The sequence below is a fragment of the Cupriavidus pauculus genome (genome assembly GCF_022179805.1).
In the GTDB taxonomy this organism is placed as follows: Bacteria; Pseudomonadota; Gammaproteobacteria; order Burkholderiales; family Burkholderiaceae; genus Cupriavidus; species Cupriavidus pauculus_E.
Genome location: NZ_BPUO01000004.1, coordinates 129327 through 153089, shown reverse-complemented (window position 1 = coordinate 153089; position 23763 = coordinate 129327). Strand labels below are relative to the sequence as shown.

Sequence of the window (23763 nt, the reverse complement as noted above, 5' to 3'; positions counted from 1 at the left end):
CGCCAGATGTCATCGTTTTCATTTTGAATGGGCGCAACGGCCGGCTCAATGGAAAAGAAAAAGGGGATGGCGTGGTGCCATCCCCTCCTGTGACATGCGGACCGCGGACCCAGCCAGGCTCAATGCCCGGGCAGGTAGTAGAACTTGAACAGGAACACCGCGGCGATGATCCACGCCATCAGCGGCACTTCTTTGGCCCGGCCGGTCAGCAGCTTCAGCACGGCATAGGAGATAAAGCCGAATGCCACGCCATTGGCAACCGAATACGTGAAGGGCATGCCCAGTGCGGTCAGCACGGCGGGTACCACTTCGGTGACATCGGTCCAGTCGATATCGACCAGCTCGCGCAGCATCAGGCACGACACGTACAGCAGCGCCGGCGCGGTGGCGTAGGCAGGCACGGTACCGGCCAGCGGCGAAATGAACAGGCAGGCGAGGAACAGCACGGCAACGGTGACGGCGGTCAGCCCGGTACGGCCACCCGCCTGCACGCCCGATGCGCTTTCGATATAGGCGGTGGTGGACGACGTGCCCAGCAGCGAGCCGGCCATGATGGCGGTGCTGTCGGCCATCAGCGCCTTGTTCAGGCGGTCCATCTTGCCGGCCTTGAGCAGGCCCGCGCGATTGGCCACACCCATCAGCGTACCGGTGGCATCAAACAGCTCCACCAGGAAGAAGACCAGCACCACGTTGACGATGCCGATCGACAGCGCGGCGGAGATATCAAGCTTGAACAACGTCGGCGAGATCGACGGCGGGGTGGACACCACGCCGTGGAACTGGTTGCCCGCGAAGATGAAGCTCAGCACCGTGGTCAGCAGGATGCCGATCAGGATGGCGCCCTTCACCTTCAGGCGGTCCAGGGCCACGATGACGAAGAAGCCGATGATGGCCAGCACGGCCGGCGGCTGATGCAGGTCGCCGATGGTGACCAGCGTGACGGGGTTGCCGGTGATGATGCCCGCGCTGTGCAGCGCGATGATGGCGAGGAACAGGCCGATGCCGGCCGTGATGGCCCCGCGAATCGCCTGCGGTATGCCCTTCACGATGGCCTCGCGCACGCGGAACAGCGTGACTATCAGGAACAGGCAGCCCGAGATGAACACCGCACCGAGCGCGGCCTGCCATGGCAGGCCCATGCCCTTGACCACGGTATAGGCGAAGTACGCGTTCAGCCCCATGCCTGGCGCCATGGCGATCGGGTAGTTGGCGTAGAAACCCATGATCAGCGTACCCAGCGCCGCGGCCAGGCACGTTGCCACGAACACGGCGTCCTTCGGCACGCCGGCATCGCCAAGGATGCTGGGGTTCACGAAGATGATGTAGGCCATCGTCAGGAACGTGGTGACACCGGCCAGCACCTCGGTGCGCACGTTCGTGCCGTGCTCGCGCAGGCGGAAGATGCGTTCGACCAGGCTGGTTGATGCGGGGGCTGCCGCCATGGCGGGCGCGGGTTGGTTGTCTGGCCGGGGGGCCTGATCAGGCGTGGTCATGGTGTCTCCAGAAGCGTGAGCGGCGCATGCGGCGCACGTCGCCAGGGTGTCGTGTTGACTCGACAATTTGGAAAAGGCCGGATGATCCCACAAGCGGGCATGTGCAGCCAGACATGCCCGGGGAATTCCCTGCCTTGACGAGTCAGGCAATCCCCCGTATAAATCTCCGCCAGATTCAAGCGACGAGGCAACAGTTCATTCGTTAGCCACCGTCTTGGTACTTCGGTTGTCCATGGTGTCCTTTCCTTGAGTTGGCAGTACGGTGGTGTGAGCACCATCGGTTTCTTTATTTATTTTTTTGGAAAGCAATACCATGCAAACCGGTATCGTCAAGTGGTTCAACGACGCCAAGGGCTTTGGCTTCATCAAGCCGGACGCCGGCGGTGACGACCTGTTCGCGCACTTCTCGGAAGTCCGCGTTGAGGGTTTCAAGTCGCTGCAAGAAAACCAGCGCGTGTCGTTCGAAGTCAAGAACGGCCCCAAGGGTCTGCAAGCGGCGAACATCACGCCGGTCTAAAGACCAGGTAGCACGCGAGCTCAGGCTCGCGTCAGCCACGAACCCGCCACTTCGGCGGGTTTTTTTTCGCCTGTCGACCGCGAACCACCTGGTTTGCCGCGCCTAGTGTCCTGGTTCAGGCGCCTCCTCCCTCCCCGACCGCCCATCCACCCCCAATTCCGCTCAGTCCAAGCGCTGCCTGGCCGTGCCTGCCCAAACCACGGACGCAGAAACGGGTACGGTTTCCCGCCGACGGGGTCCCTGGCGATTCTCTGGCACGCAGAAACAGGTACGCCCGGCTTCATCGGCCCACGCAGAAATGGGTACGCATGGGGCTGCGCGATCGTCCGGCGCGGCCCAGCTGTACCGTTCTTGCAACAGCCGTTGTGCAACGCAGAAATGGGTACGCTTTCCGCCTCGGATCGCCGCCACTCCCCGTTTTCGGCCTACTTATCCCGCCTGTTCTTTGTGCACGTCACTTATCCACGCAGATTCGGGTACGTCTGGGCCGCCAACCACGTATACGTCATAGCCCGGCAAGCCATGCGCAGAAACGGGTACGCCTTACTCGCGTGAAATGACGCAGAAACGGGTACGCCCCACAGACTGGAGGACTGGCCGTGAGTCCGCGTCGCTCCAGGTATACGTTGCGCGGCCGCAGAATTGGGTACGCTTTGCGCCGTTGCCCGTTCGTGATGCGCACTATTAAGTAGGGACTAGCTCTGCGTATACGTAAGTCAGTTAGCGGGCGTATACGTCTGCGGCGCGCTCCCGCACCTTCCCACGTACGCAGAATCGGGTACGCCTGCGCTTTGGACGTCGCCGAAAAGGCACGCAGAATTGGGTTCGCTTGCCCGTGCACCCCTTATTTCTGGCCGTGCCGCAGAATTGGGTACGCCGCAGAAACGGGTACGACAAGGCTTTTCCCCGGCGCCAAGCCTGTATACGCAGATACGGGTACGGTTCTGGAGCCACGGCACGCAGATTTGGGTACGCTTTGCGCAAGGGCAGGCTGCCAGGCACGGGAAAACGTACCCGATTCTGCGGGGATAAGCCCCGTTGCGGACCCAGACGGACACCGGCGAAGACCCTGGTTCGCCTCGGTGCGCAGAAACGGGTACGCTCCAGCGTCGCCCGGCTGTGGAAAAGCCTGTGGGATCAGTGACTTATCCCCGCAGATTCCGGTTCGCGGATCTCGCTGAAACGGGTTCGGCTTTGCGCAGATTCGGGTACGGGGCTACGCAGAAACGAGTACGGAAGCACGCAGAATCGGGTACGGAGAGGGTTAAAAAGCGCTTTCGAATCAATGGGCTTTTCGCTCCGTATACGGTTTACAAGTAGTTAACCCGTATCGGTATCGTTTACTTGTAGTGGATGAGCAGCCAACCGTGGACAACCCTGCGGGGTTGCCCACCGTGTGGCCGTCATCCTGCCAATCGCCGGATTCCCGGCCAGGCAAACCAGACTGCCAACCCTGAGACGCCGGGGGACTTCACATCACGGCTTGCAGAGCGACCGTGGCAATCGGGCGACACGAGATAAACACGTATACGTACCCGTTTCTGCGTGACAACGTATACGTGATCGCGTACAAAGGCGGGTAATCCGAAGCCCATCAATATGTCGATCAAACGCTCTATGGCCTCCGAGGGGGAACGCACAGTCCTGGAAGCGGACGCAGAACCGTCCCGCATCATCGTTCCCGGCAACGAGAACCTCGTGGTTCCGTCCGAGAAATTCCAGCGACTTTTCGACGAAGCCCAGGCAATGGAGCGGGAAGATGCCTGGCAAAGCGGCGAGGTAGGCTTCCTGAGCCGTGCCAGTGTGCAGGTCACGCTGCCTTATCGCGCGCCCAAGGGTGCGCCACCGGTATGGACGCGTACCAGCGGCAATATTTCGCTGATGATCCAGCCTGGCTACTTCACGCAGCAGCGATCGGAAAAGGCGTCCAACGGCCGGCAGAAGCTCGTTTCCGAGACGGTGTCGCTTGGCTACCCGTATGGCTCCTATCCGCGGCTGATGCTGGCCTGGATCGGCAAGGAGATCATGGCCAAGAAGAAGCGGGGCGAGTTCACGGGCACCGTGGAGGACCGCCGCATCTCGCTGGGCAACTCGCTGTCCGAGTTCATGTACAACCTCGGCATTCCGATGGCGACGGGCGGCAAACGCGGCACCATGACCCTGGTGCGCCAGCAGATGATCCGGCTGTTTTCCGCCACGATCGCCATCGTGCAGAACAAGTCGACACCTGTGCCCAATCAGCCACCCGGCCATGAGCCGCTGTCGATTGATCGGGTCGGTTATCTACTGGCCGATCAGCTTTCGACGTGGTGGGACCCCATGCAGCCAGGCCAGGGCTCGATGTTCGAGAGCTTCGTGGTGCTGTCCGAGCCGTTTTTCAACGAGCTGGTGAACCGGCCGGTGCCGGTGGACATGCGCGCGCTGAAGGCGCTAAAGCAGTCGCCGTTTGCGCTCGATGTCTATTCCTGGCTGACCTATCGCTTCTTCACGATCCAGCGCCGCACGGAAATCCCGTGGGAAGCGCTGCAAATGCAGTTCGGAACCGAAACGGAGAGCGAGCGGAAGTTCCGGGCGCTGTTCCGCAAGGCACTGAAGGACGTGCTGGTGGTGTATCCAGGCGCGAAGGTCGATGCCGACTCGTCAAAGGCCCTGATCCTGCAGCCGTCACGGACCAGCGTGCGCAAGCTCGGCTGAACGCGGCCACGCCGGCGCATCACGGCGAAAGCGCGCGGCGCCAGCGATACAAACAAAAAGGGCAAGCTGAACGCTTGCCCTTTTTGCTTACCGGTCAGTCACATCGGCGACCGTCCGGAGACTGCAGTGGTTCGCCTCAGGCGGGCTTGATCGCCGAAGCCTGCAGGCCCTTGGGGCCTTGCTTGACTTCAAACGTCACGCGCTGACCATCCTTCAACGTCTTGAAACCCGAGCCCTGGATTTCCGAGAAGTGAGCGAAGAGATCTGCGCCGCCGTCATCGGGAGTAATGAAGCCGAAGCCCTTGGTCTCGTTGAACCACTTGACCGTACCGGTTGCCATAAGAAAGTCCTTTCGAAGCAAGTTCGTTTTACAAAACGCAAAACAACCGTTCAAGCACGCTGGGGTCTCGTAGATACCGAACGGAAGTCAACGAGTAGAGACGACTTGACTCGACTGTAGCAGCGATCATAACCACATTGTGTTGCGGTGTCATGTGCGGCGTAATGCGCACTACCTTTACTTTAGGCGCATTCTGTACCGCTTTTCAAGAAGAAGAATCCCGCAATGTTGAGGTAGCCGGGTTCTGACACTTCCGGCTATTTCGGTGTCTGGGTGTCCTGATCAAGCGCACGAACGAGCCAATTTAAATATTTAAATTTTCGAAAATGGGTTGTAGCCCATGTTTGGATTGGCTAAAGTTGCGCCTTGATTGAACACCATCATTCGCGCTTTCAGCGCTGAAAGTGAGGCCCCAAGTGGCAGCAAAAATCATCACCGTTTTCAACCAGAAGGGCGGCTGCGGAAAGACCACCGTCAGCATGCACCTGGCTGGCACATTGGGCCTACGGGGGGCGCGTTCCATGCTGGTGGACATGGATGAGCAGGGCACGGCAACGCGCTGGGCTGCTCAGGCCACCGACGAAAGGCCGTTTCCGGCATCCGTGATCGGGCTGGCGCCTTCGGGAGGTGCCATGCACCGCGAAGTCCGCAAGTTCGTTCACGATTACGACTACATCCTTATCGATTGCCCGCCAGCCGTCCACTCGGCCGCTCCGTCCAGCGCCCTGCTGATTTCCGATCTGGCCATCATTCCGGTGGTGCCGTCGCCGCCTGACCTTTGGGCCGCCGTGGCAGCCAAGACGCTCGCCCAGCACGCGCAGGTCCAGAACGAATCGCTCCAGATTCGCGTGATGGCGAACATGGTCCAGCGCCGCGTGTCGATTGCCCGGCAGGCAATCGAGATCCTTGGTGACGATGGCGATGTTCCGCTGCTGAATTCGATGGTTGGCTCGCGCTCCGCTTTCCGCGAGTGTCTGGCCATGGGTTGCACGGTCCACGGTGTGCCGGGCGCGCGCGAAGCGATCCAGGAAGTCGACATGATGGTGGACGAAATCTTGTCCCTGATTGAGTAATAAGATGGCAACAAAATTGAAAAGCCTCAAAGCCGGCATGCTTGCCGGCATGGCGGCGGAAAAAACCCGCAGCGACGCGATCGACCGGTTCGCGCGTGCGGAAGCCGCTCTGTCGGACCATCCCAATGGCCTGCTGCAGTCTCAGCGTGCGGCGGTGGCGACGGCCACTTTCAGCGCTGAAAGTGCGACGGCGGGCATTGAAGGGCGACAGCTGATCCGCGTGCCTATCGCCAACCTGCACGACAACCCGTTCAACGCCCGGCGCATCTATGACCCGGCCGTCGTCCAGGAACGTGCCGCATCCATCGCCACGCACGGGCAGAAGACGCCTGGTCTGGCCGCACCGGACCCCACGCGGCCCGGGCATTACATCCTGATCGACGGCCACTATCGCAAGCGTGCACTGGCGTCGGCCGGCAAGCTGGAGATGGAGTGCTTTATCGAGGACGACCTGAGCGACCTCGATTTCTACCGGCTGTCGTTCCTGCTGAACGAGCAGCGCTCGGACCAGTCCGCGCTGGACAATGCGATTGCCTGGCGCCAGCTGCTCGACGAGGGCAAGGTCCAGAAGGAAGAAGAAATCTGCGAGCTGACCGGGATGTCCGCCGGCACGGTGAACAAGACGCTGGCGCTGCTCAAGCTGCCCGAGTCGGTGATCGGTGTGATGCGCGAGCGCCCCAGCGCCATCGGCATTGCGGCAGGGTACGAACTGACGCTGTACTTCAAGATTGCCGGGGAAGATCGCACGCGCGATCTCGCGTCGCGGATCATGAACGATGGCCTGTCGAGCCGCGAGGTGGAGTCGATCCGCAAGCAGGCCCAGGAAGGCAAGTCGCGCAAGGTCAAGGAAATCAGCCGGCAGTACAAGATCCGCACTGAGTCTGGCCAGTTGCTCGGCACGATCAAGGAATGGGATTCGGGCCGGATCATGCTGGACGTCCAACTGACCGACCGCAATGCGCGGGAAGATCTGCTCGAGGTGCTCAAGGCCCGCTTCGGGCTGGACAAGACCTTGCTCTGACCTCAGGCATCAGGACGAAAAACGCAGCTGTCGCGGGGTGAAGTCCTCCGGCACATCGTCGTGCGCGGCGACAAATCGCCGCCAGCTTGCGCGCAGCAACCGGTCCAGGCCACTGGCCGAATAGCCCGCTGAGTCGTGGGCCCGCTTGGCGCGACCGCGCTCCGTTTCGGGAAAATCGACGGGCGCCAGCAACGCCGCGTCAGGGCGCCAACCCGGCGCCTGGTCATCCCAATCCAACAGTCGGTCGCGCCAGTGCGCCAACAAGGCCAGCCAGACGTCGGGGCTTATATCGATGTCGCCGGCCCGCGAGGCACTCTTCGCAATACATCTGAGCCGCCAACTTTCTCCGTCAGGCACGAGCTGCCCAAACCGGATCGTGGGCAACTCGACCATCCGGAAGCCATGCCGGGCGATCAGCAGTGCGGCCGCCAGTGCGGCACGTTGTTGAGGTGTATCGGCATCGTTGGCGAGCCACGCCAGAAATCGCTCCACGGGGATGACTGGACTTGTCTGCGACGTTTCCACCATATCTGTTGAAGCCAAGGCTTCCGCCTCGGAAACATCGCCCGATGCAGGCCGCCGCCCCCGCCGGTGTGCCGGAATGCCGGGCTCATCCTCGCCGCGGATCGCGCGCAGAAGCGCCCGGACGACGCGCATCGCGGCCTCGCAGGAACTGGTACGCAGCGGCCCCTCGAACGGCCGCCAATGGGCCTTGTCACGGGCTCCCGCTGGTCCGCACCAGAAGTCGGCGGGCTGCGGGTCGGCCAGGAACGATCGATACGCAAGCAGATCGTCAGGCGTCAGGGCACGCAGGGTGCGCCCGTTCCGGGCTACCCAGAGCAGTAGCCGCTCGGCTTCGCGCCGATAGCTCTTCCAGGTGTTTGGCGACGCCTCCCTGGCTTTCAACCATTCGCGTACCCGATGCAGATCTCCGGCCAGTTCGACCTCGCGGGATGTGGCCCCTGGCGCCACCCGCATCGATTCGAGCGGCACCGGCACCCGCATTGCCGTACCCAATGCGGCGACGTCGAGCCCCCTTCTATGCACATAGGCATCGGGCGTCTGGACGAATTCCCGCAATTTGATATCGAACGATGCCTGCTGGTTGGCCAGCCACCGGACAATGGTTTCGCACGATTTCCGGCCAATACGGGGCACATGGCGCCACCAGCTGCTGCCACGCCGATTGGCCAGGGTCACGAGGTCGGCAATGCTGTGAATATCGGCGGCAACCAGCCTGCGGGCCAGATTGGGGCCAAACCACAGCGACACCCGATGGGACGGCAGCGGCCGCCCCTGTCCAAGCTGCTCGATGGACGACAGGGCATCCACGCGACGCGACATGCCGGTGTCGGATCGGCCACGCAGCGCCTCGAACATCTCGGCGATGTCGGGCCGATCGTGCTGTAGCGCAAACTGCACCAGCCGGTCCCGCAGCGCCAGGATTCGCTGGATGGCCTGGTGCTCCGTCAGGTCGTCGTCATCGTCCGGATCGAGCAGGTAGCGGTTGGCGATATCGACCGGCCGCATGCCCTGGGCATAGGCTCGAACCACCGCGAATTCGGTGCGCGTCAGCTTGGTGGCTGCTAGCGTGTCGCGATCATCGGCCATGACTTTGCATCCTGTTCTTCTCTTTCTGGTGATTGCCGACCGACTTCGGGTCGTGCCAGGTGTTGTGTGCTGCCCATATCCGGAAATCGTTCTAAGTGACTGATTTGCAACCGGATTTTTCCATGTCTGAATCGAACCGGCCCATTCTGCACATGGAAATGCAATGCAAATTATTTTAATGGAAGGTGGCGCACATGGCTATGGCTGGCTGAAGTGGGACGTGGTTGGCTGGGGGAAGGGTTTCAGGCTGATCGTGGGCTAGGACGGGGTGCGGGTAGATGAGATGCGGCGGGGGTGTACGGGCGATGCGGCGGCAAGCAGAGGCCTTTTGCCCTCACCCCCCGCCCCCTCTCCCGCGTTGCGGGAGACGGGCGCAGGTAGAGGCGGGCGAGAGGCGGCAGGCACAGCGCTGAGGGAGCTAGCAGAGCGGAAGGGGCGTCATCGGCAGGCGGCGGGACGAAAGCGATGAAATCCAGCAAACGAATGTTGGGGCCTTTCAATCGACAGGCTCCATTCATCCCATGTCGACTGATGTTGCGTCACGACCCTGGCCTGCGTCTCAAGGTACCCATGCGTCGTGGTGACGACACCCTTGCCAAGGCCAGGAACACGAGCCTTCGTGGTCGCTGGTAATGCGCCTCGAAGCGCATCGAAAACGACAAATTTTCTTCAGCGCACATCGCATTCCGCGTCATTGATTTAAAAGGAATTTCATACGCAGCAGTGAGTACGCTTTGGGTGTCGCGTGCAGGGTTCGCGCATCTGCCAAGGTGAAGCCGCGCAAGTGCGGTGAAGCGCGAAAAGCGTATACGTATACCGCGTATACGCTTTGGCGCTTCGAAGGGAACAACGCGCGGCGATGGCCCAGCGAGCCAAAAGCACACGTTCGGCACATCATTCGTCGAATGATTTTTGGGGGCCGTGGTGGACCCCACATTACTAATCCACCGAATAAATTGCGCGAATAGAAAAAGGGCACGAAAATGCCATCCAAGGAGATGGCCCGCTCGTGCCCTTTTGTCGGTTCGATCAGTTCGTTCGGTTCGGTCAGCTTAGTACTCGATCACCGGTGCATGCACCGGGGCGATGGACTCGTGTGCGGTCTGCGTGCGCTGCGCGGCCTTGTGCACCATCGTGTAGGCGTAGTCGATGCCCATGCCGTAGGCGCCCGAGTGTTCCTTGGCCAGGCCGGTCACGGCGTCGTACGTTTCCTTGTTCTTCCAGTCGCGCTGCCATTCCAGCAGCACCTGCTGCCAGGTGACCGGCACCACGCCGGCCTGGATCATGCGCTGCATGGCGTAGTCGTGCGCTTCCTTGGTGGTGCCGCCCGAGGCGTCGGCCACCATGTAGATCTCGTAGTCGCCTTCCAGCATCGCGCTCAGGGCGAACGTCGTATTGCAGACCTCTGTCCACAAGCCGGCCACGACGATCTTCTTGCGACCGTTGGCGGCCAGGGAATCACGCACCTTCTGGTCGTCCCACGAATTCATCGAGGTGCGTTCCAGCGTTTGCTTGCCCGGGAAGACGTCGAGCAGTTCGGGGTAGGTGTAGCCGGAGAACGAATCGCTTTCCACCGTGGTGATGGTGGTGGGCACGTCGAAGATCTTTGCTGCCTTGGCCAGGCCCACCACGTTGTTCTTCATGGTCTGGCGGTCCATCGACTGCACGCCGAAGGCCATCTGGGGCTGGTGGTCGATGATGATCAGCTGGCTGTTACGCGGGGTCAGGACTTGCAGCTTGGCGTTCGACATGGTGTTTCTCCGGTATAAAAGATGATTCAATGAATTTGAGGTTTTATCGGGCGGCGCGGGCTTCGCTTCGTTTGCTTCAGTGCGTTGCTGCGCTGTCCATGTGCAGAACTATAGCGGTCGCCCAACCGGAGGAAGCAGGCTATCGCTGTCATAGTTATTCAAAATAATTGAATTGTGGAATGCATGGGGAAAAACGCCCCCTTCTGCCACAATCCACGCACGACAACGCGGCAGGAGCCCCCGCCATGCCAATGCCAACGCTCTATTCCTATCCCGAGCTGTTCGGGGTGGCCGACAACAACGCCTTCGGCCTGAAGGTATTTGCGTTCATGCGGCTGGCCGGGCTGGCGTTCGAACACCGCCATATCCTCGATACCGCAAAGGCGCCGCGCGGCCAGTTGCCTTATCTGGTCGATGGCAAGCAGGCGGTGGGCGACAGCGACGCCATCATGGCGTACCTGACCGAGCGCTACGGCGTGACGCTGGACCGCCACCTGTCAGCGGGGCAACGAAACCTCGATTTCCTGGTGCGCAGGACGCTGGACGACCTGTACTGGCCGATGAGCTATTCGCGCTGGGCCGATGACCGGTACTGGCCGGCCTTCCGGCACGCGTTGCGCGCCACGCATCCAGACATCGCGCCAGAGGCCCTGGATGCCGCGCGCGCGTACAACCATCAGCGCTATCACTATCAGGGGATTGGCCGCTACGCACCGGACCAGGTCTATGCGCGCGGCGTGGCAGACCTGCGCGTGGTGGCAGACCTGATTGGCGGGACGGGATTCGTGTTCGGCGAGCAGCCCACGTCGATCGACGCGGCGATCTACGGATTCGTCGCCAATATCTATTACTACGAGATCGACACGCCGTTGCGGCGGTACGTGCTGTCGCGGCCGGATCTCGTGCGCCACTGCCGCGAGATCCATGCGCGTGTCATGCGCGATGCCGTGCAGCAAGGGGCGGGGGAAGGCTGACCGGCGCCAGCCATCCCCGCGCCAGATCGGATACTCAGTCCAGGCGGAAGGTCCGCACTACATCGGCAAGCGTGGCCGCCTGACCCTGCAACGCGGCTGCGGCGGCCGTGGACTGCTCCACCAGCGCGGCGTTCTGCTGCACCATCTGGTCCAGTTGCCCCACGGCGACATTCACTTCCTGGATGCCACGCGTCTGCTCACGCGCCGCGCTCGTGATTTCCGAGATGATCTGCGTGACGCGCCCCACGTTGCCGACGATCTCGCGCATGGTCTCGCCGCTCATCCGGACCTGGCCCGATCCCTCGCTGACGCTGCCTACCGTCGCCTCGATCAGTGTCTTGATTTCCTTGGCCGCCTGCGAGCTGCGCTGGGCCAGCGCGCGCACTTCGCCCGCCACCACGGCAAAGCCGCGACCCTGCTCGCCCGCGCGTGCCGCTTCCACGGCCGCGTTCAGCGCAAGAATGTTGGTCTGGAACGCAATGCCTTCGATCACGCCGATGATGTCCGACACCTTCACGGCGGCGCGTTCGATGGCGCCCATCGTGTCGATGGCTCCGGCAATCGCGCTGCCGCCTTCGGTGGCCACTTGCTGTGCCTGCGTTGCCGTTTCGTCGGCCTGGCGAGCCGAGCTTTCCGACTGGCCGACCGTGGCGGTGATCTCCTCCATCGACGCGGCGGTCTGCTCCAGGCTGGCGGCCGCCGATTCGGTGCGCCGCGACAGGTCGGCGTTGCCCTCCGCGATCTCGTTGGCCGCCACGTGCACCGATTCGCTCGCATCGCGAATCTGGCGCATCACGTGCACGAGCTTGTCGGCAAACGCATTGAACGCGCGCGCGATCTGCGCGACCTCGTCGGTGCCTTGCGCGGGCAGGCGGCGCGTCAGGTCGCCGTCGCCGGAGCCAATGGCCACCATCGCGTCGCGGATGCCGGAGAGCTGGCGGAACGACACCGCCGTCACGCCCGCTACGATCGCCGCCGCCGCGCAGGCCACGATCACCAGCGAGATCATCGACGCGATCAGCACGGAACGCATGCCCGCCGTGGCCTCGGCCTTGTCCAGCGCGATCACGGCCACCCAGTCGGTGCCCGCGATGGCGCGGCCACGCACCAGCTTGTCGACGCCATTGATATTGACGTCGAGCGGCGCGCTGGCCGATACCAGCGCGTCCAGCTTGTCGCCTTCCAGCGCCGGCACCAGTTCGCCGATGGGCTTCAGCGTGAGCTTGTCGTCCTGGTGCGCGACGATCTTGCCGTCGCGCGCCACCAGGATGCCGAAGCTGGCCGGCGTGGGATGAATGGAGCGGACATTGGCCACCACGGTGTCCATGGCCACGTCGCCGCCGATCACCGCCTTGACGCCGCCGTCGCGGATCACGGGTACGGCAAACGTCACCACGAGCTTGCCGCTGCTGGCCGCGATGTAGGGCGGCGTGACGATTGGCTTGCCGGCGGCCACGGCCTGCTTGTACCAGGGCCGCGCAGTGGGGTCGTAGTCGGGCTTCAGTCCGGCGGCATCCGAAAACCGGTGGCTCTTGTCCGGATAGCCGACATAAGTCTTGATGAAGCCACCCGCGTTGGACACGAGCTTGAGTGCGGGAATCGGATCTTCCTGCAGCGCAGCGTCCTGCAGTGACGCGATCATTTGCGTATGGTCGGAAACCCACGCGGCAATGGCGTCCACATGGCCGGTTTGCACGGCGGCCAGGTTGTTGTCGATGGCCTCATTGTTATAGGCACGAGCCACTAACTGGTTGACGATGGCGTTGGCAGCCAGCGCCACGATCACGATGGCCACGGATAGGGCCACGATACGTGCGCGAAGCGAGGAAAGCATCTGTGGAACTCTTCTCAGGTTGGCCCGGGTATGGGCGGTTGAAATGCCTACGCATTGACGGCATGCTCGGGGCACGACTTTAGTGCGCTGCAGCATAAAGAATCATGCGTCACATACCGGCGGTTACAACGCACATTTGGTGTCGTTACGCCCGCTGCCATACGTTGGTGGGGGTGTTGCCATACAACCAAGGGAATACCCGTTGCACTGCAGCATCCGCTTGCTTTCAATCGGAGTGCTGCCTATGCTGAACACCAGAATTAGATTTAATTTGAATCTGAGTTCAGAAGCATCTAACGCGTAACATACGCAAACGGGGCGGTCTGACATCCTCCGAGGGAGGGCCCAAGTGCAGTAGGCGGCGATCCGGACAACACGGACGCAGTCGGGGCTCAGGAGGTGATGCAGGCCGTATGGAAGTGCAGCCGCGCCAAAAGCGGAGCCCTTCCAATCAGCGCGCCGCACGAAGTGATTGCCAGGATTCGTAGCGACGCGCCAATAAGAAGTGAGCGGCCATGGCCACCATTCTGTTGCTCGAGCCACATCCTCTGTTGCGTCTCGGTCTGCGCCACCTGTTGGCACAAGCGCATGTACCGGGCGATCTCATCGATCTAGATCCCGCCGCCCTGCACGAACCCGATCCGTGGACACACCACGCGGACCTGCTGCTCTTTGGCCTGCCCGCCGAAGCGGAGCAGGGCTGGCATACCCTGGCTGAACTCTGCCAGCGGCTCAAGCCGCTGCGCGTGCTGGTGCTGGCGGACCATCTGCCGGTGCCGCTGCCCGAAGCGGGCATGCCCGAAGCCGTGCGCGGCCTGCTGGCCAAGACCTGTTCGGCCGATGCGCTGGAAGCCGCGATCCGGCTGGTGCTGGCCGGCGGGGAGTGCTTCCCGTCGCAGCTGCCTGCCGCCCGCCATGCCGAGCCGTCGCCGGTAGAGGCACGCCACGACGCGGCGCCCATCGTGGTGCCGCTGCACAGCGTGCCGACGCACCTGCCCGATGTGGCCGCGCCCAGCCAGGCAGCATCGCTGGAAACGCCCGCCTCTGGCGCGCATCTGCTCAATATCACCGAGCGCCAGTACGAAGTGCTGGCACTGCTGGCGCGTGGCTATCCGATCAAGACGGTCAGCCGCCTGCTGAACATCTCGGTGGCCACCGCCAAGACCCACGCCTGTACGCTCTACCAGCGCCTGCACGTGCGCAACAAGGGCGAGGCGGTGTACGTGGCGCTGCAGCGTGGCGCCACCCTGAACTGGGCCGGACCCGCGCCGGCCAAGCCCACTCATATCCCGATGTCGTCGTTGAGCGCACGGGAGGCATGTGAGGCCGCATAACAAGAATCATCGGCCGCACACGGGTAGCGGCCCGCTTCCACCATCTGCCGGTCCACCCCTCATCCAAAAGCATGAGGCGGTGGCTGGTCATGCTTGCTAGTTTTGTAATTCAGGTCCGGCGCCGGGGGGCGGCCGCGGGAATCAGCGGAATCCGGCAATAACTCCTCATCGCCATCATTTCCACAAGAAAACGATGCGCCCCGACAGGGCGCCCCGCCGGTGCACCACACCCAGCGGACACACGTGCACGACGCGCGGATGGCATTCAGATGACGACCTATCTCATCGCCAGCAACGAAATGATGTGCCGCATCCTGGCGCGACGCATGGAAGGGCAGGACATTCCATCGCCGGTTCGCTGGCACGGCCCTGAATGGCTGCTCGACGGCGACGCCTTCACCGTACCCACACCCACGATTGACAATCCCGATGCCACCGAACCCGTGCCGGACCACCCCGTGGCGCTGGCACTGGTGGATTGCAGCGGCGTGTCGGGCGATCCGCGCGCGCTGCTCGACCGGGTGCGCACGCGGTTGGCACCACGCCGGTGGCTGGTGCTGTCCGACGCGCTGGACTCCGCGCTCATGAGCCATGCCGCGATGCTGGGTGCCAACGGCTGCCTGGCCGTGCCGGCCCCGGTGGAGCTGGTGTGCGCGGCTGCGTCGCTGGTGTGGGCGGGCGGGCAATGTTTTCCGCGCAGCGCGCTGTCGCTGCTGAGGTCCCTGCATCCGCACGGCGCGCAAATCGATGCGGCAGCGTCAGCGATCTCGCACTTCATCCCTGCGTCGCGGTTGAGCCCCGATGGGACTACAGCCATCGGATGAGGGCGCCCGCGCTTTGATACGACTATGCTGATTGTGCTCGGGTCAGAAGCCGGCGCCTTTCCGAGGCCGGCCGTCCCGAGACGCAGCAGGGGGTCGTATGGAACACAGTCTGGATATCCTGGTCATCCACGGGTTTGCCGTGCGCGAGGGCCGGGGCAAGTGGGCATGTTGCTATGAGATACGGCTCGCCATCATTGGCGGGCCGTTGTTGTATCGGGGCGAACTGCACGGACGTCGCTTCGCCTCTGAGGACGCTGCCATCCTGGCCGCGTGCGAGATCGGCGAGCGCGAAGCAAGCCGGCACCTGGATAGCGCACGCGCGATGTTCATCGCGCTGACACGCGCCCCGCTTCCCTGACGTGCATCGCTTCGCAGCTCGATACCGGCGTCCCCATGCGCGGGTCGCCGCTCGTTTCCCGTTGTCGCAAACCGGACCGGCCGCGCCAAAAAAGAAGCCCGCCGACCGGGGGACCATGCGGGCTTTGAAATGGCCGCTCACGTGGTGAGCGGCCATTACATTGACCATATCGAATCGCCGTGCGGGACAGTATCAACCAGAAGACGCATGCTGCACGGGCATCTCAACCCTGCGCCAGCGGCCTGCTGCAGGCTTGCGGCCCAATACTGGCGCGCTCGCACGGACGTTGCCGGCCGCGCCGGAGGGTCCAGCGGCCGTCCGGACGCCTCATGCTTCGGGATGGATGCACGCATGCACAAGCCGTTGGCGCGGCAGGGCCGATGGAGGTACGCACTTCATCACACGTCCGCGCACGTGCCCCGCAAGCGGGTTTCCCAACGCGCGGGATGACGCGCCGAGGCCTGCTGTCGCGTGGCGCATGGGGGTCGGAACTGTGTGCGCCGCCCAACAGACGCCTATGAACGCCTACGCAACCATGAGCTCAATCAGCATCCCGCAAGGGTCCTGTGGCGGTCATGGCGTCGCAACGGGCATCTCGCTTCGCTATCGGCGTCATTCGTCACGGGTCGCTTCGGCCTGAGTTCCTCATTTTCTTGTGCACCGCGCTGCGCGACTGGACCGGCACCGCGGTATTGAGTACGCCCGCCGCCTGCAGCTTGCTGTCTTAGTGCGACAACGTACCGAGGCCAACGCAAAAAGCTCCTGGAATGGAGCCCGTCGATGACACCGGAGAAACCGAATGAAATCCACCATCCGCAACATCCTTGGCGAAGTGGCGCGACTGGACGTGCCGCTGAGCACGCTGGCCGATAGCGATGACCTCTATGCGGCGGGGCTGTCGTCGCTGGCTACCGTGCACGTGATGCTGGCGCTGGAGAACACCTTCGATATCGAAATCCCCGATCAGATGCTGACGCGCCAGCTCTTCCGCAGCGTGGATTCGATCGCCGCTGCGGTCGAGATCATTCGCCGCCAACAGGAGGCGGCATGAACACGGCCAGGGTATCGTTGGCGCATGCCTCCGGCGCCGGCGCCATGGCCGGTGAAGAACTGATCGCGGCAGCCCGCGAAGCCGCCGCAGTGGCACAGCGCTCTGCCGACGCCGTGGACCAGGAAGCCCGCTTCCCGCACGAAGCGTTCGAGGTGCTGCGCGAGAAAGGTCTGCTTGGCGCGATGGTGCCGGCCGTGCTGGGCGGCAGTGGCGCGTCGCTGGCGACGGTGGCTATGATCGGACGCGTGCTGGGCGAGGCGTGCGCATCCGCCGGCATGATCTACGCGATGCACCAGATCCAGGTGGCCTGCCTGCTCGAACATGGCAGCGGCAGCCCGTGGCATCAGCAGTTGCTGTCACGCGTGGCCAACGAACAGCTGCTGCTGGCATCGGCCACGTCGGAAGAAGCCATCGGCGGCGCCTTGCGCAGCAGCAGCTGTGCCGTCAATGTGGAGGGCGACCGATTCCATCTGCTCAAGATGGCGCCCACGATTTCCTATGGCGCACATGCCGACGGCATCCTGATCACGGCGCGGCGCCACGCCGATGCCGCGCCGTCAGACCAGGTGATGGTCTGCGTGCTGAAGCAGGACTACACGCTGCAAAGCCTGAACACGTGGGACACGCTGGGCATGCGCGGCACGTGCAGCAACGGCTTTCGGCTGGAGGCCGTGGGCCAGGTGGACCAGGTACTGCCGGTGCCGTTCGGCGAGATTGCCGACGCCACCATGACGCCGGTCTCGCACATTCTCTGGAGCGCGTTGTGGCTGGGCATCGCTGGCGATGCGGTGTCGCGTGCCAAGACCTTCTTCCAGGGGCAGGCGCGCGCGCGGCCGGGCCAGTTGCCGCCGTCGGCACCGCGCGTGGCCGAGGCGGTGAGCCTGCTGCAGATGATGGAGGCGCGCGTAGACATGGCGCTCGAGCGCCAGCGCGCGCGCCACGCGGGCGCATCGGTGTCCGCGGCATTCGCGCTTGCGGCGGAGATGAACGGACTGAAGACCGCCATGTCGACGATGGCGCTCGATGTCGTGCAGCAGGCGCTGCTGGTATGCGGCATGGCCGGCTACAAGCACGGCACGCCATTCAGCCTGGGCCGCCATCTGCGTGATCTGTGGTCCGCACCGTTGATGATCAACAACGATCGCATTCAGGCCAACACCGCCAACCTGTTGCTGGCCGACCGTTCGTGAGGAAACAGCTATGGATGCCCATGCATTGACCGAGGTCGTGAGCAGCGGCGGCGCGGCCGAATCCGCGCCCGCCGAGCGGACCTACCTGGAGCAGCTGCTGGCCGCGGGCATGCTGATCGAAACCGGCGTCAGGGGGCTATATGGCCGCAGCGCGCGATTCGAAAGCATCGCCAATGGTCTGAACGCGGCCATCACGCGCATCGGCGCGGACCAGCAGGCCGAAGTCCTGCACTTTCCCCCTGCGATGGGCCGGCAGGACTTCGAGACCAGCGAATACCTGAAGAACTTCCCGCAACTGGCCGGCACCATCCACAGCTTCTGCGGCGACGACCGCGCCCACCGCCGCCTGCTGGCCAGGCTGGAGGACAAGGAAGAGTGGACCGACCAGCAGGAGTTCACCGGCGTCGTGCTGACCCCCGCTGCCTGTTACCCGATCTACCCCGTGGTGGCCAAGCGCGGCCCGCTGCCCCCCGAAGGCAAGGTGGTGGATGTGCTGTCGTATTGCTACCGGCACGAGCCGTCGCTGGAGCCCACGCGCATGCAGCTGTTTCGCCAGCGCGAATACGTGTGCCTGGGCTCGCCCGAGCGCATCGTCGCATTCCGCCAGTTGTGGATGGAGCGCGGACAGGCCCTGGCCGAGGCGCTGCAGCTGCCGGTGGAGGTCGACGTGGCCAACGATCCGTTCTTCGGACGCGGCGGCAAGATCGTGGCCGACAGCCAGCGCGAGCTGAAGCTCAAGTTCGAGCTGCTGATTCCGGTCAACGACGGCGCGCCGCCCACTGCCTGCATGAGTTTCAACTACCACATCGACCACTTCGGTGCGCTCTGGCATATCGGCCTGCCCGATGGCGGCGCGGCACATACGGGCTGTGTGGGCTTCGGCATTGAACGGCTGGTGCTGGCGCTGCTCAAGCACCACGGGCTCGATCCGGACACCTGGCCGCAACCGGTGCGTGAGACGCTGGGAGACGTGTAAATGTACGGAGACGGCAAGGCTGTACGCACACGCGGCGGCGCGCTTGCGCTGCATGGTGGCAACCCGGTATGGGCACATTCCAACCGCCATATCGACCTTTGGGTCGAACTGTTGCATGGATGGGAATTCGAGCCCGTCGCAGCTTTACCGTTCACGGTCACCCTCGATTTCGAGGGAGACCAATTCACGTCGTCGAACATTCCGTCGGCCGACCTCGAGTGCCTGTACGGCATCGTCAAGGACGAGCTGTCGACCTACAACCGGCTCGAGGCGCATGTTGCCGCACAGACCAACCGCGGCAACGCGGTGCTGCTGGAGGTGGACAGCTACCAGCTGCCGCAGCCTGTCGGCACCTACCGGCGCCAGCACGCGCGGGCGTGCATTGCGATCGATGCCATGGTGCCCGAGGCGACGGCGGTGGGCTACTACCACCACGACGGCTACCACACCGCGAGCGGTGATGATTACCTGGCCATCTTCCGCATGCCAGCCCACGAGACCATGTGGGGCGTGGCCATGTTTCCGCAGGCGGAAGTGGTGCGGCGCCGCTTTCCAGCGTTGACCGATGAGACCCTGTTGCGCGCATCGGTGGACCTGCTGCGCGGGCATCTGGCGCGGCGCCCGCGCGAGAACCCGATCCAGGCATTCCGCGCCGCGTTCCCGGCGCACCTGGAGCAGTTGATGGCGCGCAACGAGTCGAACTTCCAGATCTATGCCGCCAGCGTCCTGCGGCAGCTTGGCGCCAATTTCGAGCTGCTGGGCCGCTATGTGCGCTGGTTGGTCATGAACGGGCAGGCGCTGCCCGATACAGTGGCCGAAGCGTGCTACACGATGGCATCCGAGGCGATGGTCATGCAGTTTCGGCTGATGCGCGCCGTCATCAGCCGCAAGCCGGACAGCTGCCAGGACTGCCTCGAGCAGCTCGAACTGGCTTACCAGGGCACGGTGCCCGCGCTCGCGTCCCACTTTGGAGAGACCGTCACATGACTGCACGGGATCCGGAACCGACACTGCTGCCCATCCTTCAACCCGGGGTGGCCGTGGGGCCTTCGCGGCTCGAAGGGGATTGGTCCCTGCTTGAAACCTTCGCGAATGCCGCTGCGCATCCGGGGGAGCTGTCCGAGACCGGCCACTGGCTGCCGGCGCCAGTGCCGGGAACCGTGGCCAGTGCACTACGCGCGGCCGGGCGCTGGGACGATACCGCGCCGCCGCCCCTGCACCAGCACGACTACTGGTACCGGCTGCATTTCTCCGGCAGCGGACGCCGGCTGCTGCGCTTCAACGGCCTGGCCACGATTGCCGAAGTCTGGCTCAACGGCGTGCGGGTACTCACCACGCATCACATGTTTGCGGCACACCAGGTGGCAGTGGAGCTGGCGGGCGCGGACAACGTGCTGCATCTGTGCTTTCGCGCGCTGCATCCGTGGCTACGCACGCAGCGCGGCCCCGTCCGCTGGAAACCCCGCATGATCCAGCCGCCCACGCTGCGGACCGTACGCACCACGCTACTCGGGCATATGCCCGGCTGGTGCCCGCCCGTGCACGCGGTCGGGCCGTGGCGCGATATCGAGCTGCTCGATCCTGCGGGCAACGATCCCACGCACGGTGTCCGCACGCAGTTGTCGAGCCGTATCGAAGGCAGCGATGGCATCGTCGAGGCAACCCTGCACTATCCGGGGCCGGCGCCGGCACATGGTGCGTTCTCGGCGATCGGCCCCGAGCACGCCGTGTGGCATGGCGAACTGCGCCGCATCGGCCCGCAAACGCTGGCCGGCACGCTGCGCATCCCCAATGCACAACGCTGGTGGCCGCATACGCATGGCGATCCGGCGCTCTATCACATCGACGCCAGCGTTGGCGGCCATGTGCTGGCCTGTGGCCATGTCGGGTTCCGCACGATCACCGAGGATCGCGAGGGCGACGCCGGCGCTTTCGCCTTGCGCGTGAACGGCGAGCGTGTGTTCTGCCGTGGCGCCTGCGTATCGAGCCACGACCTGCCTGGCCTGGCCGACACCGACGAAGCCGTGGCGCGTTGGCTGCGGCTGGCACGCGATGCCGGTGCGAACATGGTGCGCGTGAGCGGCGTGACCTGCTATCCGGGCGAGGCGTTCTATCGCCAATGCGACGCGCTGGGCCTGCTGGTGTGGCAGGACTTCATGTTCGCGAATTTCGACTACGGCGACGCGTCTGGCGCCAATGCCGTGCTGATGGACGATGCGCGGCGCGAGGTGTCGCAATGGCTGACATCGACACGCGCGCACGCGAGCCTGGCGGTTCTGTGCGGCGGCAGCGAAGCGGAGCAGCAGGCGGCAATGATGGGCGCGCCGCGCGGTGCGTGGCGCCAGCCGCTGTTCGATACCTTGATCCCCGCGCTGGTCGCCGAGCATCGTCCCGATGTGGTCTATGTGCGCAACTCGCCCAGCGAGGGCGCATGGCCGTTCCAGCCCGACACGGGCGTCACGCACTACTACGGCGTGGGCGCCTACCAGCGACCGCTGTCCGACGCGCGGCTGGCCAACGTGCGGTTCACCTCCGAATGCCTGGCCTTTGCCAACGTACCCTGCGCGCGCACGCTGCGCGAAGCCGGCCTGTCGCAACCGCTGCACGACCCGCGCTGGAAGGCGCGCGTGCCGCGCGATGCTGGTGCGGCGTGGGATTTCGAGGACATTCGCGACTTCTACCTGCGCGCACTCTACGATGTCGACCCGCCGCGCTTGCGCTATGAACGCCCGGCGCGCTACCTGGCGCTGTCGCGCGCCGTGGTGGCCGAGATCATGACCGAGGTATTCGGCGAATGGCGGCGCATCGGTTCCACCTGCCAGGGCGGCCTGGTCTGGCAGCTGCAGGACCTGTTGCCAGGCCCCGGGTGGGGCATCGTCGACGCGCAGGCACGGCCGAAATCGGCGTGGCACGCGTTGCGCCAGGTCTGGCTGCCGCTGCAAGTCATCCTGACGGACGAGGGGTTGAACGGGCTGCACGTTCACGTGATCAATGAAACCGCCGTGCCTCGCACCGTGCAACTGACGCTGCGCTGCCTGCGCGACGGCGAGGCCGTGGCCAGCCACGCCACGCTGACGCTGACGCTGGCGCCGCGCGAATCGCGGCGGCTGGTGGCAGCGGAGCTGCTCGACCACTTCTTCGACTTCACATACGCGTACCGCTTCGGTCCGCCCGCGCACGACGTGGTACTGGCGACGCTGCATGACCTGCCGCCGGACAGCCCCCCCGACAAGGCAGGCAACCGGTTGCTCAGCCAGTCCGTCTATCTGCCGGACCGGCGCGCGGATGCCCTGCGCGATCCGGGCCTGCGTGCCGGCGTGGCATGTGAAGACGGTGTCTGGTGGCTCACGGTGACGGCGCAGCGCTTCGCGCGCTGGGTGCATATCGACGACCACGCGTACCTGCCCGAGGTTGACTGGTTCCATCTCGGGCCGGGCGAATCGCGCCGCATCCGCCTGATGCACGATGCCGTGGGTGGAGCCGGTACCGGCGCCATCCCTTCGGGCGAGGTATCCGCCCTGAACGCCGATCGGTCGGTCAATTACGACGGCTGAAGCGGTCGATCTACACCTGCCCGCTATGCCACGGCTGGCGCGGCAGGTCACATATCCCTCCACCTTATGGCCGGTGTGCCTGCCCCGCCGCGCCCGCGTCTCCCTCCTCCGAATTCCTACATCCAACCTACCAAAGCATTACGGCCTGACCTATCCGTCTGCCTACTGTCGGTTCTGTGCGCCATGGCACTTAATACAGTCAACAACAAAGCAATTCCGGGGTGCAACGGCTCCGGCAGGTTTTACGGGTGGCAGCCGCCAAGGCTGCCAGACATTCGCCAGCAAGCTAGCTGATAGAGGGTGGAGCGGCGAAGTCGGGTCACACGTCTCGCAGGCGTTGCCTGCGTGCGCGTACCGATGTCGCTCCGGTCATACGGAGAGGGAAAAAAAATGATCACGCATCGGTCGGACCTGCATGTCAATCATCTGCTCAACGCGTTGCCACGCCATGAATGGGAAGTGTTGTCGCGACACTTCGAGCTCGTCCGCCTGCGTGCAGGGGAATTGCTGACCGATTCGGGCCAGCGCATCGTGCACGTGTACTTTCCCACCACGTCGGTGGTGTCGCTGCTCTCCTTGCTCGAGGACGGCGCCACGGTGGAATTCGCCGCCGTGGGCAACGAAGGCCTGGTTGGCATACCCGTGGTGACGGGTGGCGACACCATGCCCAGCCGCGTGGAAGTGCGAAGCCCTGGGTTTGCGTACCGCATCCCGGCCCGTGCGCTGCGTGCCGAGCTGACGCAACTGCCCACGCTGCAGCGCATGACGCTGCTCTATGTGCAGGCCGTGCTGACGCAGATTGCCCAGACCGCCGCCTGCAACCGTCACCACTCGCTGAACAAGCAGTTGTGCCGTTGGCTGTTGCTGGCCATTGACCGTATCGCCAGCAACGAACTCGTGATCACGCAACAGGTGATTGCCAACATGCTGGGTGTGCGTCGCGAAGGGGTGACGGAAGCCGCCGGCAAGCTGGAAGACCTGGGCCTGATCCATCACAGCCGCGGCCACATCACCGTGCTGGACCGCTGCGGACTGGAGGAGCATTCATGCGAATGCTACAAGCTCGTCAAACGCGAGTATGACCGCCTGCTGCCAGCACTGACCCTGGCGCACGCCTGACCGGCCGGCATTGGCGCCATGCAGCACGCCCCGCATGCCACCCGCCGTC

General features: G+C 64.0%; 19 protein-coding genes. 14 read left to right on the top strand and 5 right to left on the bottom strand.

All coding sequences use genetic code 11. The annotated features are described in order from the left end of the window. Window positions 1-119 precede the first annotated feature (119 nt). Window positions 120-1442 carry an NCS2 family permease gene (locus tag MFF62_RS09340; RefSeq protein ID WP_238263071.1) on the bottom strand — a complete coding sequence of 441 codons (1323 nt, stop codon included), beginning with the start codon at window positions 1440-1442 and terminating at the stop codon, window positions 120-122. A gap of 364 nt (window positions 1443-1806) precedes the next feature. On the opposite strand from MFF62_RS09340, the gene MFF62_RS09335 reads away from it, so the two are divergent. Together MFF62_RS09335 and MFF62_RS09330 are read left to right on the top strand one after the other, a co-directional pair. After that, the gene (locus MFF62_RS09335; RefSeq protein WP_066737667.1) at window positions 1807-2010 is read left to right on the top strand and encodes a cold-shock protein; all 204 of its coding nucleotides are present in this window, start codon (window positions 1807-1809) and stop codon (window positions 2008-2010) included. Window positions 2011-3609: 1599 nt separating this feature from the next. Next, entirely contained in the window at window positions 3610-4704 is a 1095-nt protein-coding gene (locus MFF62_RS09330; RefSeq protein ID WP_238262422.1) for a replication protein RepA, read from the top strand. Window positions 4705-4840: 136 nt separating this feature from the next. On the opposite strand, the gene MFF62_RS09325 is transcribed toward MFF62_RS09330, so the two are convergent. Next, window positions 4841-5044, bottom strand: a complete 204-nt coding sequence (locus tag MFF62_RS09325; RefSeq protein ID WP_006159056.1) for a cold-shock protein — start codon at window positions 5042-5044, stop codon at window positions 4841-4843. A 416-nt stretch (window positions 5045-5460) separates the two neighbouring features. On the opposite strand from MFF62_RS09325, the gene MFF62_RS09320 reads away from it, so the two are divergent. Together MFF62_RS09320 and MFF62_RS09315 are read left to right on the top strand one after the other, a co-directional pair. Next, window positions 5461-6117, top strand: coding sequence for an AAA family ATPase (locus MFF62_RS09320; RefSeq protein WP_238262420.1), 657 nt, complete (start codon window positions 5461-5463; stop codon window positions 6115-6117). Between the two features lie 4 nt (window positions 6118-6121). Continuing rightward, a complete protein-coding gene (locus MFF62_RS09315; RefSeq protein ID WP_238262418.1) occupies window positions 6122-7138 on the top strand; it encodes a ParB/RepB/Spo0J family partition protein in 1017 nt (338 codons plus the stop codon). A 9-nt stretch (window positions 7139-7147) separates the two neighbouring features. On the opposite strand, the gene MFF62_RS09310 is transcribed toward MFF62_RS09315, so the two are convergent. Continuing rightward, window positions 7148-8749: a phage integrase family protein gene (locus MFF62_RS09310; protein WP_238262417.1), complete on the bottom strand. Its 1602-nt coding sequence runs from the start codon at window positions 8747-8749 to the stop codon at window positions 7148-7150. A gap of 1052 nt (window positions 8750-9801) precedes the next feature. Next, the gene (locus MFF62_RS09305) at window positions 9802-10500 is read right to left on the bottom strand and encodes a hydrolase (protein WP_238262415.1); all 699 of its coding nucleotides are present in this window, start codon (window positions 10498-10500) and stop codon (window positions 9802-9804) included. 251 nt (window positions 10501-10751) lie between these two features. Here MFF62_RS09305 and MFF62_RS09300 point away from each other — a divergent pair, with 251 nt between their 5' ends. Then, window positions 10752-11474, top strand: coding sequence for a glutathione S-transferase C-terminal domain-containing protein (locus tag MFF62_RS09300; protein ID WP_238263069.1), 723 nt, complete (start codon window positions 10752-10754; stop codon window positions 11472-11474). Window positions 11475-11508: 34 nt separating this feature from the next. Here the strand turns inward: MFF62_RS09300 and MFF62_RS09295 are convergent, their stop codons facing one another. Continuing rightward, window positions 11509-13308 (bottom strand): methyl-accepting chemotaxis protein, encoded by a 1800-nt coding sequence (locus tag MFF62_RS09295; protein WP_238262413.1) that lies wholly within the window; start codon window positions 13306-13308, stop codon window positions 11509-11511. A gap of 515 nt (window positions 13309-13823) precedes the next feature. Between MFF62_RS09295 and MFF62_RS09290 the strand changes: the two genes are divergently transcribed. The 9 genes from MFF62_RS09290 to MFF62_RS09250 all read left to right on the top strand — a co-directional run bounded on the left by MFF62_RS09290 (window position 13824) and on the right by MFF62_RS09250 (window position 23714). Beyond that, entirely contained in the window at window positions 13824-14642 is an 819-nt protein-coding gene (locus tag MFF62_RS09290) for a helix-turn-helix transcriptional regulator (RefSeq protein WP_238262411.1), read from the top strand. A gap of 269 nt (window positions 14643-14911) precedes the next feature. Next, entirely contained in the window at window positions 14912-15466 is a 555-nt protein-coding gene (locus tag MFF62_RS09285; RefSeq protein WP_238262409.1) for a DNA-binding response regulator, read from the top strand. Between the two features lie 97 nt (window positions 15467-15563). Further along, on the top strand, window positions 15564-15824 hold the full coding sequence (locus MFF62_RS09280) for a hypothetical protein (protein ID WP_238262407.1): 261 nt from the start codon (window positions 15564-15566) through the stop codon (window positions 15822-15824). A 799-nt stretch (window positions 15825-16623) separates the two neighbouring features. Next, window positions 16624-16875: an acyl carrier protein gene (locus tag MFF62_RS09275; RefSeq protein ID WP_238262405.1), complete on the top strand. Its 252-nt coding sequence runs from the start codon at window positions 16624-16626 to the stop codon at window positions 16873-16875. Then, window positions 16872-18065 (top strand): acyl-CoA dehydrogenase family protein, encoded by a 1194-nt coding sequence (locus MFF62_RS09270; protein ID WP_238262403.1) that lies wholly within the window; start codon window positions 16872-16874, stop codon window positions 18063-18065. Before MFF62_RS09275 ends, MFF62_RS09270 begins: the two co-directional genes overlap by 4 nt. A 10-nt stretch (window positions 18066-18075) precedes the next feature. Next, a complete protein-coding gene (locus MFF62_RS09265) occupies window positions 18076-19041 on the top strand; it encodes an amino acid--[acyl-carrier-protein] ligase (RefSeq protein WP_238262401.1) in 966 nt (321 codons plus the stop codon). Beyond that, window positions 19042-20028, top strand: a complete 987-nt coding sequence (locus MFF62_RS09260) for a DUF1839 family protein (RefSeq protein ID WP_238262399.1) — start codon at window positions 19042-19044, stop codon at window positions 20026-20028. It abuts the gene before it with no gap. Next, a complete protein-coding gene (locus MFF62_RS09255) occupies window positions 20025-22595 on the top strand; it encodes a glycosyl hydrolase 2 galactose-binding domain-containing protein (RefSeq protein ID WP_238262397.1) in 2571 nt (856 codons plus the stop codon). The genes MFF62_RS09260 and MFF62_RS09255 overlap by 4 nt, the downstream gene beginning before the upstream one ends. 390 nt (window positions 22596-22985) lie before the next feature. Further along, entirely contained in the window at window positions 22986-23714 is a 729-nt protein-coding gene (locus MFF62_RS09250) for a Crp/Fnr family transcriptional regulator (RefSeq protein WP_238262395.1), read from the top strand. Window positions 23715-23763: the final 49 nt, after the last annotated feature.